10 protein-coding genes and 1 tRNA gene are annotated in these 12,568 nt (G+C 46.4%); 5 read left to right on the forward strand and 6 right to left on the reverse strand.

Translation table 11 applies throughout. The features are described from left to right. Window positions 1-264: 264 nt before the first annotated feature. On the reverse strand, window positions 265-2,382 hold the full coding sequence (locus H5073_RS17115) for a TonB-dependent siderophore receptor (protein WP_182680783.1): 2,118 nt from the start codon (window positions 2,380-2,382) through the stop codon (window positions 265-267). Window positions 2,383-2,435: 53 nt separating this feature from the next. Here H5073_RS17115 and H5073_RS17120 point away from each other — a divergent pair, with 53 nt between their 5' ends. Further along, window positions 2,436-2,879 carry a Cd(II)/Pb(II)-responsive transcriptional regulator gene (locus H5073_RS17120; protein ID WP_259394942.1) on the forward strand — a complete coding sequence of 148 codons (444 nt, stop codon included), beginning with the start codon at window positions 2,436-2,438 and terminating at the stop codon, window positions 2,877-2,879. Between the two features lie 368 nt (window positions 2,880-3,247). Then, window positions 3,248-3,580: a DUF4405 domain-containing protein gene (locus H5073_RS17125; protein WP_182680784.1), complete on the forward strand. Its 333-nt coding sequence runs from the start codon at window positions 3,248-3,250 to the stop codon at window positions 3,578-3,580. A 134-nt stretch (window positions 3,581-3,714) separates the two neighbouring features. Here H5073_RS17125 and H5073_RS17130 read toward each other — a convergent pair whose 3' ends face one another. Then, window positions 3,715-5,019, reverse strand: a complete 1,305-nt coding sequence (locus H5073_RS17130) for a GNAT family N-acetyltransferase (RefSeq protein WP_182680785.1) — start codon at window positions 5,017-5,019, stop codon at window positions 3,715-3,717. A gap of 168 nt (window positions 5,020-5,187) precedes the next feature. Between H5073_RS17130 and ggt the strand changes: the two genes are divergently transcribed. Continuing rightward, on the forward strand, window positions 5,188-6,921 hold the full coding sequence (gene ggt, locus H5073_RS17135; RefSeq protein ID WP_404948410.1) for a gamma-glutamyltransferase: 1,734 nt from the start codon (window positions 5,188-5,190) through the stop codon (window positions 6,919-6,921). 902 nt (window positions 6,922-7,823) lie between these two features. Here the strand turns inward: ggt and H5073_RS17140 are convergent. Beyond that, window positions 7,824-7,909, reverse strand: a tRNA-Leu gene (locus H5073_RS17140). A 326-nt stretch (window positions 7,910-8,235) separates the two neighbouring features. On the opposite strand from H5073_RS17140, the gene H5073_RS17145 reads away from it, so the two are divergent. After that, on the forward strand, window positions 8,236-9,135 hold the full coding sequence (locus H5073_RS17145) for a PA4780 family RIO1-like protein kinase (protein ID WP_182680787.1): 900 nt from the start codon (window positions 8,236-8,238) through the stop codon (window positions 9,133-9,135). A gap of 124 nt (window positions 9,136-9,259) precedes the next feature. On the opposite strand, the gene H5073_RS17150 is transcribed toward H5073_RS17145, so the two are convergent. Beyond that, the gene (locus tag H5073_RS17150; RefSeq protein ID WP_404948411.1) at window positions 9,260-9,955 is read right to left on the reverse strand and encodes a uracil-DNA glycosylase family protein; all 696 of its coding nucleotides are present in this window, start codon (window positions 9,953-9,955) and stop codon (window positions 9,260-9,262) included. A gap of 152 nt (window positions 9,956-10,107) precedes the next feature. After that, a complete protein-coding gene (locus H5073_RS17155) occupies window positions 10,108-11,595 on the reverse strand; it encodes a leucine-rich repeat-containing protein kinase family protein (RefSeq protein WP_220488104.1) in 1,488 nt (495 codons plus the stop codon). A 157-nt stretch (window positions 11,596-11,752) separates the two neighbouring features. On the opposite strand from H5073_RS17155, the gene yqfB reads away from it, so the two are divergent. Then, window positions 11,753-12,139, forward strand: a complete 387-nt coding sequence (gene yqfB, locus H5073_RS17160) for a N(4)-acetylcytidine aminohydrolase (protein WP_182680788.1) — start codon at window positions 11,753-11,755, stop codon at window positions 12,137-12,139. Between the two features lie 42 nt (window positions 12,140-12,181). On the opposite strand, the gene H5073_RS17165 is transcribed toward yqfB, so the two are convergent. Beyond that, complete coding sequence (locus tag H5073_RS17165; RefSeq protein ID WP_220488105.1) at window positions 12,182-12,394, reverse strand: HPP family protein; 213 nt, start codon at window positions 12,392-12,394, stop codon at window positions 12,182-12,184. Window positions 12,395-12,568 lie beyond the last annotated feature (174 nt).

Consider the following 12,568-nt stretch of genomic DNA (forward strand, 5'->3'; position numbering starts at 1 on the left):
ATTCTGTAACGCCACGAAGCCAGCCACCTTACTGTTTATTAAGCTATCCTATTTACTTCCAAAATCAAAACTCTTGGACAACAAATCAGCCCAGCCAACGTAAAACAATAACATAGTGCACTTTCAAGATGCGCTAAAGCGAGATGTGAGGGTTTGTTGCTAGAAAGCCAATATAGCGCTGAGCTGGGGCGATCCCCCAGCTCATTAATACTCATATTGATGCCCGCTTTGGTCAAACTTAAGAGTCAAACTGAATGAACAAGCTTAATGACCAAATTTAATTCTCACACCGGCATTGGCGATGAAGCCATCGTTTCGAGACCAAATGTCTGTCGTCCATTGGCCGCTTGGGGCTCTATTGGGTAGCAGCATTGGGTGCTCATCGGTTTGCTTGATATCGAGTAAGTTTTCTAAATTAATAAACCAACTGACTCTGCCCACTGTAATTTCGCCCATTAACCCCAGATGCCAATAAGGGTCGGTCTCATCAATATAAGGGTTATCGTTCACGGTTTGCGTGCCGGTATAGTAGGCTTCAAAACCTGCTCTAAAATTGCCGTGTTGCTCCCACATGGCCACAAAACCAGCGGAATGGCGTGGGGTAAGTGCGATTTCTTTTCGAGCTAAACCATTGGGCGACTCTTCAGTCGCATCTAAATACAAGTAACTTGCGGTAAGCTTAATGTCACCCAAATAATAACGCAGCAACACTTCAGCGCCGCGAATTTCACTTTTGCCTGCTGCGTTTACTAACCGTACAGCGTCTAAGCTGCCATTGTTGTTAACAGAAAACGCTTCTAATTGGGTGACGTTATCCACGTCAGAGCCAAACAAGGTTAAGCTGGTTTCGGCATTGTCAAAGGTGTAAGTAAAATCAAGGGATGCGGTTTTTGCGCGCTCCTCTTGTAAGCTTTCAATCGGCGCGAGCCTTGATAAACCCGCGGCTTCAATCTCTTCGACAAACGGCGTAGGGGCAAAGTAGCCCTGCCCAAAAGAGCCTCTGATGGTTAACTCATTGGGGCGATACAGTAGCGACACCCTTGGGCTTACTTGGCTGCCGTACTCACTGTGATCATCGACTCGTACGCTGTAAGAGGTGGTGATTTGCTCTGAATGCTGATAATCGAGTTGGGCAAACGCGCCGGGCACCTCAAACGTGTAATCAAACTCTGGGAAGGTATTAGATGAAAACATCTCTGACTGATACGCAAGTCCAAGCACCCAATCGCTGTTATCTGTGTAACCGGCAAGGCTGTTTTCTAGCAAGTAACTCTGATGTTGATCGTCTTCTATGTCGCTGCCAAATACATGAGTATGATCTTGTACCATAGCCGATGCACGAGTATTAAAGGTCAGTGACTCAAGCACAGGCATACTAAACACTAAACCTGTGTCAAACCTATCTGAATCTTGAGATTGCTTAAACGTGCCAGCATCGGCAACTTTACTATCGGCAAACTTATTATCCGCAAACTGATTGTCTGCAAACTTATTATCGGCAAGAGTGCCGCCGGTGCGCTGCTCAGTCATCAAGCCAGCGGTTAAATACAGTGTTTCGCCCGCATCACCTTGCCAAAATAGCCGAGGACGGGCGGTATATCGCTCATAACCTGGCAGATCTATCCAGCCGTCTTTATCTATGTCTTGCTCATCTTGCTGGTGCGCGCCCGCTGTCAGTGAGCCTGTTAGGTTGTCGCTTAAGGGTGTTTCAACATAGGTGGTCACATCTTGCCCATTGCGTGTGGTTGCATTCACTAATACTTCGCCGTTTAGCTCATCGCTTGGGGTTCTAGATACCAGATTAATCACCCCGCCAAGCGCCGAGCCACCATAAAGCGATGAAGCCGAGCCTTTAACTATCTCAACGCGGCTAAGATCGGTGGGCGGAATTTGCAACAACCCAATGGAGCCTGCCTGATTGCCGTAAAGCGGTAAGCCATCGGCCAACAATTGGGTATAGCGGCCGTACAAACCTTGCAAGCGAATATTGGCACTGCCTAATGCAGGTGACGTTGTTTGTAGCCTAACGCCCCCCGTTTCAGCGACTAACATAGAAATGTTACCCGGCCTCATGGCGGCTTTTTCTTCGATTTCTTCGCGGTTAATTAACTCAACCCGAATCGGCTGCTCATCGGCAATCCGCCCTGAACGAGTGGCTTGCACCACAATTTTTTCCATGCTCTCTTCGTGATCGTGCTCATCGTCATGCTCACCATGCTCACCATGCTCATCAGCATCTGAGTGCTGCGGTTGATGAGCGGCGTGCCCGTGGGCGACGTGTTGCTCTTGGGTATCCACGGAGTGTTTTTCAGTGCTCGCTTGACTTTGGCCCATCACACCCAGCGACAAGATTAACGATGCCGCAGCAGAATAGCTAAACATACAACTTCCTTGAAACGGATTTAATCTTTAGTAAGATTAAATCGAAAAATGATATGCTTAAGCTTAAAGGTTACAGTGACTGGAAGGTCAAGTTGAAAATAAGTGAATTGGCAGCGACGGCTCAGGTGTCGGTAAAAACCATCCGCTATTATGAGCAAATTGGGTTATTAAGCGCCCCTATACGCACCGCTAACGGCTATCGCCATTACCAACAAAAGGACATAGACACCTTAATATTTGTCAGGCGATGTCGAGAATTAAATATTGCACTGGATGATATTAAGCGCTTAGTCGATACACAAGACGACCCCAAATCATCCTGCTCATTGGTGGACAATATCATTGCCGAGCAACTCGCACGGATCCAACAAACCCAGCGAGAATTGGCGTTACTTGAACAATCACTGGCCGCCCTCGCCTCTTGCTGTAAACACCATCAGATTAAAGATTGCAGTATTTTGCATACCCTTAAAACAGGCAGCGCCTGCGCCTCCTAAATTTCAACATCAGGGCAGCACAGTCACGCAAGACTGTGCTTGTTAGCCACAGTGCACAGCCCAATGGAAGGCTAACCTGATTGGAAAATACGGTTATTCAAAAGAGTGGGAGAGTCGCCTACTTTTAAGTACTGGTAACAACTGGAAAAGTGTCACCACTTATCTAGATGCTCTAATAGCAAATGAGTGCTTGCAGTGCAACCGTAGAAGGTGCTTTTCAGCTGGCTATTATCTTGACTCACCGCAACGTCCTATTTTCGCCCTCAAAAAATCAAGCCGCTATGATGTATATCACATTGACAGTCAAACTAAAGTGCTAGCCTAGTCATGGATCTTCTTAAGATGAGGATTCATGACTAGGAGTCAGTATGAATTTAAATCGATTTAGACCTTATGCGGCAATTACTATGATGTTGATGCTAGCGCTATTAGCAGCGACGGGATTACTCTTGTACTTAGCCCCCCATGGACAAGCTTCCAGGTTATGGTCATATTTGGGCATAGCTAAACATCAATACAAGGACATACATCTTTACTTAGGGCTACTAGTTACCCTGTTAGCTTTATTGCATGGCTATGTAAACTTCAAGCCCTTAAGCCACTATTTAGCATTCAAACGGAAAGCAAAAATATGGACCCATCCATTAATATGGGCTCTACTTATCGTTATTACTGTGGTGATACTAGTGTTATTACCCTAGTTTATGATCTAAGCGCAGCAGCTAAATAATCCGTTTATCAAGCAAGCCACCAAGGCTACAGCCTTAGATTACAGAATATGACCACCAAACTTGCACCTTATCCCTGCATCAAAAACACATTTGAAAACCATTCACTATTGGCTGCTTTTATAGGGCAAGTTCTTTGCTTGCTCTGCCATGTAGAGCTGCATATTGCGGCTTTCTTGTTGGCAGTAATCTTGGATGGCGCCCTTAAAACCCTCGTGGGCGATGGAGTGAAAAGAGTGAGTTTCTATAGGCTCAAAGCCTCGTAGCACTTTATGCTCCCCTTGGGCGCCCGCATCGAAGCAGCTTAACCCTTGGGCAATGGCATACTCGATCCCTTGGTAATAACAGGCTTCAAAATGCAGCCCTGGGATATCCTCAAATGCCCCCCAGTAGCGGCCGTAAAGCCGATTCTTTGAAACAAAATACAGGGCGTAGGCGATATCATTCCCAGAGGCGTCACTCACCCTAAGTAGCCTAATGGCATCAGCCATTGAAGTGCCAATCGTTTGAAAAAAATCACTATTTAAGTAACCTGTGTGGCCAGAGCGTTTTAAGTAAGTCTGTTGGTAACATAAGCTAAAACTGCGCCAGTGGCTTGAAGTAATGTTATCGCCATGAATAAACTCAAATGACAATTCGAATTTGCTAATGGCGGCGCGCTCTTTTTGAATATTTTTGCGCTTTCGCGAGGTCATGGCCTGCAAACAATCATCAAACTGACTGTATCCCCGATTAAACCAATGAAACTGAGTCCCGAGCCGCGCTATGGGTTGCCCCTTTATTGCAAAGGTCTGGCTGTTAGCCTGTATTTGGTTAGATTCGGGCTGATTAGCCTGCGCCCGACTAACTTGTGTCTGGCTAGGCGATGTCAGGTGAGTTTGCGCCAATGCCGCGCTTTGAGCCGCATTGGTAAACAGACAATGCCATGAAGAATAGCCTTGGGTCATAATTTGCTGCTGTAAAAAATCAACCACCACCGTCCACACAGCATCTTGCTGCCCATCATCAAGACTTGAGTCCATGGCAAGCCTAGTGCCTGTTGCTGGGGTAAAAGGAATGGCGCACAGCAATTTAGGGTAATAGGCTACCCCATGGTGCTCATAGGCATCAGCCCAAGCCCAGTCGAAGACATATTCGCCATAGGAGTGATGTTTCTCATAAAGTGGCATTAAAGCAATGATGTTGTCTGGTTTGGCTGCCGCGTCATGGGCGCTTTCTGCCACAGCCGTGTCTTTTTTCGTCACGACTAAATGCCTAGGCTGCCAACCGGTTTTTGCTGAGCAGGCGCCACTAGTCTCTAAGGCATGCAGGTATTCATAACGGGTGAAGGGATGTCCGAGGCCGAACAAGGCGTGCCATGCTTGGGGCCCTATTTGGGAAATATCATTAACTAAGCTTATCTGTAAACTCATGAGGCTATGCTGACCTTTTCTAAAATGAAGCTTGTTTCTAAATTGACTGTTCAAACAAAAGCCAACAAATCCCCCCCGCTAATGAAAGACTTGTTTATTAGGCCATAATTATGTCACATTGCAATCCAGACTCTTTTTCGAGGACGCCACGTGCCATTACTCCCTCATATTAAACCTACATTACTCACCTTAAGCTTAACAATAGGCTTAAGTCTATCAGCCTTAAGTGTTGCTACGGTATCAGCTAACGATGTCTCCATCTACAGCCAGATGGCGACGGCTCAGCCAGTATGGGCGAAACACGGCATGGTGGCGAGTCAAGAAGCGCTGGCAAGTCGCATTGGCGTTGATATTCTCAAGCAAGGCGGTAATGCGGTTGATGCCGCTGTGGCGGTAGGTTTTGCCTTAGCCGTGACTCTGCCCCGCGCAGGTAACATTGGCGGCGGCGGTTTTATGTTGGTGCACCTTGCCAAAGAAAACAAAACCATCGCCATCGATTACCGTGAAACGGCGCCAAATAAGGCCCACAAAGATATCTTCTTGGATGAGCAAGGCAACGCCGTTGATAAGCTCAGCCGCGAACATGGCCTAGCGGTTGGCGTGCCAGGCACTGTGATGGGCATGGAGCTTGCGCTGACTAAATACGGCACTATGTCACTTAAACAAGTGATGGCGCCTGCCATAAAGCTTGCCGCCGAAGGGTTTTCTGTGACTTCAGATCTGGCAGATTCTCTTGCTGGGGTGAAATCCCGCATTGCCCAGTGGCCAAGCTCAATCAAGATTTTTTATAAGGCCGATGGCAGCAATTTAGCCTTTAACGACATTTTAAAGCAGCCTGAGCTTGCCCATTCATTAAGCTTAATTGCAAAGCTTGGCAGTAAAGGTTTTTATCAAGGGGAAACGGCGCAAAAAATTGTCGCGGCGGTGAAAGATGCCGGCGGCGTGATGACTCTTGAAGATTTAGCCAATTACAAAGTGGTGGAACGTGAGCCTGTGCGCGGCCAATATCGTGGCTATGAAGTGGTATCTATGCCCGCCCCTTCATCTGGCGGTATCCACATTATTGAAATGCTCAATGTACTAGAGCACTTCCCTATCGATAAATTTGGTCACAATACCGCCCAGACTATCCATGTGATGGCCGAAACCATGAAATATGCTTACGCCGACAGAAGCGAGTATTTAGGTGACCCAGATTTTGTGACCGTGCCCACAGCGGCCCTGTTAAGTCGTGACTATGCCGCCAGTATCGCAAAGAAAATTGCCATCAATAAGGCCACCCCCAGCAGTGAAATCAAACCAGGATTGCTTGCCCCCTATGAAAGCACCCAAACCACGCATTATTCTGTGGTGGATAAATTTGGCAACGCGGTATCAAACACTTACACCCTTAACTTCAGCTATGGCTCAGGCTTAGTGGCGGCGGGCACGGGCATATTGCTTAACAATGAAATGGATGATTTCTCCGTTAAACCCGGTTCTCCAAACGGTTACGGCTTAATTGGCGGCGATGCCAATGCGGTAGAAGGTAATAAACGGCCCTTAAGCTCCATGAGCCCCACTATCGTGATGAAAGACGGCAAACCTTTTATTGTCACCGGCAGCCCAGGCGGTTCGCGGATCATCAATATTACCTTGCAAGTCATCATGAACGTCATTGACCACCAGCTTAATATCGCCGAAGCCAGCGCTGCTGCTAGAGTGCACCATCAATGGCAGCCCGATGAGCTTTTAGTTGAGCGCAGCTTAAACGCAGACACCGTTTCACTTTTAGAAGCTAAGGGCCATAACGTAAAAGTGCAGCAGTCTATTGGCAGCACTCAGTCGATTGTGGTGCGCGATAATGGCATTATGGGCGCCTCAGATCCACGCCGCGCCGGCTCAGAAGCTGTGGGGTACTAAGCTAAGTTCAGAATCCCCTGTAACTTGAGGGGAAGTAAGCAGACAGTTGCTTAAACAACAAAGCCTCGACACCATCGAGGTTTTTTACTTTCTCAATCAGAATAATGTTACCCGAGGCCGGACTACTCTTGCTATGAGAAGTGGCACGCCTTACCTTACTGTCGATAAAGAGTACAAAGAGCGCGAGGGATTTTGCTTTTATACCAATTACGATTTAATTCTTCCCAACTTCATGGTGGCTTTGAGTATCAAAATCATAGACTAAAATTTTGATATGCAATGATCGACTCATCATTGCATTTGCTCGTCGACACGCGTAGATATGTCCCTATAGCTCTCTTCGACGTCCTGTCTCAGAAGGTCGTCTCGCTAATTGCCATGATGAGCCTATTAAATTGAGTGTCACTAATGAGTTTTTAAAAGCTACTCTTCAACTAGATCACACTTCAATGCTAATTGGTATTACGCTGTCAACCAAATTTCAGAAACAAAAAAGCCCTAACTTTCGTTAAGGCTTAATTGCATTCTCAATGAGAATAATGGTACCCGAGGCCGGACTATTCTCGCTATGAGAAGTGGCGCGCCTTACCTCCTTGTCGATAAAGAGTACAAAGAGCGCGAGGGATTTTGCTTTTGTTCTTTTACGCTTTTATACTTTTGCGCTTTCAACCAAATTACAGATACAAAAAAGCCTCGATATAATCGAGGCTTAACTGCATTCTCAATGAGAATAATGGTACCCGAGGCCGGACTTGAACCGGCTCGCCTTACTTTCAACAAAGAGTGCGAGGGATTTTACTTTTATCCTTTTACGCTTTTATACTTTTGCGCTTTCAACCAAATTACAGATACAAAAAAGCCTCGATATAATCGAGGCTTAACTGCATTCTCAATGAGAATAATGGTACCCGAGGCCGGACTTGAACCGGCACGCTTATTCAGCGAGGGATTTTAAATCCCTTGTGTCTACCGATTCCACCACTCGGGCAAACTCTGTGGTTTACATTTGACGAATATCGTTCAAACATAAGCCTTAAATTTTGCACTTTCAACGACAAATCGGCTTGTCTGCTGAAGATGTTGCATACTTTACTGATTTAAAAATTTGGATCAACTAAAATTAGTGTTTGCGTAGTTCGAATGCTGCAAATATGTTCAAGTCGCTGAAAATATCATCCTAGCGCTATGATTAGCTCACTTTTTTACCAGCCACTTGCAGTTTTCAGCGTTGGAATTGCCATCTATATCACGATCCTGTATATACTCTTGTTTCACCCCGAACCTCAGTTTGAGTGATTTACTTGTTAAGGTGCTATGAAAATACCAAAAAGACTACAGCCTTTAGTTGACGAAGGTTTAATTGATGACGTGTTAGGCCAATTGATGAGTGGTAAAGAAGCCACTGTCTATATGGTCCGCCGTGGCGATGAGATCTGTTGTGCCAAAGTCTATAAAGAAGCGAGCCAACGTAGTTTCAAGCAAGCCGTTCAATATCAAGAAGGCCGCAAAGTACGTAACACTCGTCGAGCCCGCGCGATGGAGAAAGGCTCTAAGTTTGGCCGCCAGCAGCAAGAAGAGTCCTGGCAACACACAGAAGTGGATGCACTGTATAAGCTTGCAGCGGCTGGCGTTCGTGTGCCTACGCCCTATGGCTGCTTTGATGGCGTGCTGTTGATGGAACTTATCACAGACGAAGCAGGTCTTGTGGCCCCAAGACTCAATGATGTGAGCTTTACTGAGGCGCAGGCGCTTGCTCACCACAGTATTATCATGGATTACATCAAACTCATGCTATGTGAGGGCCTAGTTCATGGGGATTTGTCAGAATTTAATGTGCTTATTGATGATAAAGGCCCGGTGATCATAGATTTACCTCAAGTGATTGATGCTGCTGCAAACAATAACGCCAAGCGTATGTTTGGCCGCGATGTCACTAACATGACTGAGTATTATGCTCAGTTTGCTCCTCAGCTAAGCGACACGGCTTATGCAAAGGAAATGTGGCATCTCTATGAAACCTCTGCACTGACGCCGCAATCAGAGCTCACGGGCCTGTTTGATGAAGTCTTGGTGGATGCTGATGTGGATTCTGTGATGGAAGAAATTAATGCCGCGTTTGCCGAGCACGAGCAGCATAAAGCTTGGGTAAAAGCCCAGAGCAAAGGCCAAAATAAACAAGAGGATGAGGATCCTTCTGAAGCTTGGTATAACTAAGCCATCTCGAAGTAATAAACCCACTCATTGAAGTGTCATTACGCCTTAGCGGGTTCCCCCTAGCTAAGGCGTTTTGCTTTTAAATCCTGTGCAGGCCTATGTCAGCTTCTGCCTTAATCTTGTTTCAATCTCGCTTCAATAGCACTTGAGCAACTTTTGCTTGCACCTTAGGGATGCATTGCACTTCAAACCAAGGATTACGCTTGAGCCAAATATTGTTCCTCGGACTGGGGTGTGGCAAAGGTAACGTCCAGCAGCTGTTATCTTTGCTTGGTGACTCATCAGCATTTTGATACCAAGTGTAGACAGTCTCGGTGAGGCTGCGCTTAGCTGGTGAAACGGTTGGTGAAGCAGTTTGTGAAGCCGTCAATGGTGGCTGAGACTGTAACAATTGATCAGGTAAATGATAGGCCATGGCATACTGACCTATCACCAAGATGAGCTTGATATTGGGCAGCGCGGCCATCAAGGCTTGTCGCCAAGTTTTAGCGCAAATCGCCAACGGCGCTAAATCTCCTGAAGGCCCTTTACCCGGATAACAAAAGCCCATAGGTAAGATGGCAAATTGTTGCTCATCATAAAAGGTCTCTTTACTCACCCCGAGCCAAGCTCGTAAGCGCTCGCCGCTAGCATCATCAAAAGGCACCCCAGACTCATGTACTTTTCGCCCGGGCGCTTGGCCTGCAATTAATATCCGCGCCATCGGATGGCACTGCAGCACTGGCCGCACCCCATGAGTTAACACATCAGCACACAAGGTGCATGCCCGCACTTTAGCGATCAATCCTTGCCACTCTGCGGCTTGCTGCTGCGAGTTCAAACTCTCTGCACTGCAGTCCATGACTAATGTCGACGAAGCTGACTTTTTATCCGCCATAGGCCCCTTGTTAAATCCTGAGATAAGCACTCCTTCATCTTAAGCACAACTTCATTTATCTTGAAAGACGAGCCCAGCCTCAACATGAGCCTAACTTAAGCCTGTAACTTAAGCCCGTAACGCAAGCCCAGCTTGTTGAGCTGCTCACACAACAGCTTAAACCTTGGCCTTTCATGAGTCGCGTCTGTTATGCATGCTTGTTTGATGGCCGTTAAGTCATTGACTAATCCTTTATCTACATCAGTAATGCTAACTAAGCCTAATAAATCTTCCAACAGACAAGCAAAAGCGCGAATTTCTATCTGCTCCATGGCAAGCTGCTGGGCGAGTGGCAAAGCGGATAAATCCGTTGCTGCACCAAAATCACCAAAAATCAGCTTATCGTCGCCCTCTATCAAGATATTATGGGCATACACATCGCCGTGGCTCACGCCTTTGGCATGCAAATGTGCCATGGCATCGGCCATTTGTATGCCAATATTAAAGACTTGGCGCGCAGTGAATATTGTCCCTGCGGCAAAGGTATCGCGGGTGCAAGTGTTGAGTGATGGCGGCAGGCCAAGATTAACAAAACTTGGTGCAATCAAGCCCATCACTAACCCCAGTGCCTCTGGCTGATCCACCTGCCCCAACACAGGAATAATATTAGGATGTAAACCCACTTTTAAGCTGCAGGCTAACTCATTGCTTGGGTAGCCATCACTGGTGACCGCGCCTTTAAACAGCTTTACCGCCACAGATTTAGAGACGTCCACATCTACAGCTTGCCACTGTGCTTGATAAATAATCCCAGATGCGCCCCTACCAAGCTCAGCGCCGATATCAAGCTGTGACAAGGCCACTAAAGGTAGCGCATCATCAAGGGCTGTGGTGCTTGATGATGCGTTAACGGCCACATTGTTGCTGCCCTTACCTTGAATAACCGCTTGGGGCGAAGCTTGAGTTACAGGATTACCATCAAAAGCCAGCCAAGATAATCGCGGTAAATTCAATAGCCAAGACGGCAGCTCGGTTAACTTGTTAGCAGAAATTCGCAGTAGCTCCAAGCGCTGACACTTAGCCATAGCGTCAGGTAAACGCGCTATGGCATTACCCGCTAAGGCGCATTTTTGCAGCAGGGTTAACTGACCCATAGAATCAGGCAGCTGAGTTATCTTGTTATCGGTCAAAATCAACCAACTAAGCTTATGAGGCAAGCAATCTTCTGCCACGGTATCAATGCGGTTAGCCTTAAACCCTACCATGGTTAAGTTAGGGCAATGGGCTAATACCTTTGGTAACTGAGTAAACTGATTATCAGAAAGAAATAAAATCTTAAGCGCGTGGAAGCGACCAAAATCATCAGGCAATTCAGTGAGCTTATTGGCTGATAAATCTATCACTTCAAGGGTATCTGCCAATAAAAATAGCGCCCTTGGAAACTCATTCAACTGTGCTGAGAGTTGAAAACGCTTGATGGATGAAAATTCGACAAGCTTTATGGCTTGCTCAGCCGCGCTTAACTGAGAAATGAGTGTTAATTGTTCAAGGAGTGCCAGTGATGAAAGCTCTGATGTTGGTGATGTTGTGGCTGAAATTGGCAAAATAAGACCTAATGGAATGTGCTATGGCCTAATGATACCCAAGCTTGCCCCAAGACGAAAGTCACAGTCTTTAAACCCTCAGCACTTTTCCCTTGTGAAGCCAAAGCCCGCCCTTTAAAATCAAGCCTTAACACGTTTCCCTTGACGCCATAGGCCTATGAACCAGCCCCTGAACAGCAAAACCACAAAAGTGAACACCCCAAAAAATAGCACCTCAAGCACCAGCGCCCCCCAAACCAGCATCTCATTTTTTGAGCGCTTTGAGGCCGATATACTCAGCCAGCGCAAAACAATCACCCTGCGAGAAGCATCTGATGCCAAGGTATATCCCGGGCAAATTATTCCCGTGTATACCTTTGAGAGCCAGCGCTGGTTTTGCGATATTCAAATCATCAGCTGTCAAGCCGTACAATTTGATGCATTAAACTCAGCCCACGCCAAACAAGAAAACATGCCATTAGCCGAACTCAAAGACTTAATTCAAGTCATTTATCCCGGCATTAGTGAGCTATTTGAAATTAAATTTACATTAAAAACAAAGTGATAATCTAAGGCTGCTGAGACTATAACGCCAACCTCCAAGATTTCAGGTGCTTTTTTGTAGTCTCAATTGTAATTTGTGCATGCTTTTCCCCAATAGCACAATAATCACGGCCCCAAGTAGTACTGGGGTAAATAAAAAATCCCAACTTTGGCCTGATAACATAATTAACAGCGGGTTAGCTCCTGCTGGCGGATGTGTGGTGTTGGTCAGTAACATGGCGCTTACTGCCAGCCCTGTGGCAGCAGCAAGACACAAATGAGCAAGTGATCCGAGCGCTATTTAACGCCTTAGACCAATGGTTCGCTGTAATGGTCAAGTTTTTCTGGAGAGATTTTAAGCCGCTTTTTTTAACTCATTATATTTTTGATGTGGCGTCTTATAATCTATTGCCGAATGTCTGCGTTTGTAATTGTAGAACTGAATATATTG

Origin of the sequence: Shewanella sp. SR44-3, from assembly GCF_014163735.1 — a bacterium.
Lineage (GTDB): Bacteria > Pseudomonadota > Gammaproteobacteria > Enterobacterales > Shewanellaceae > Shewanella.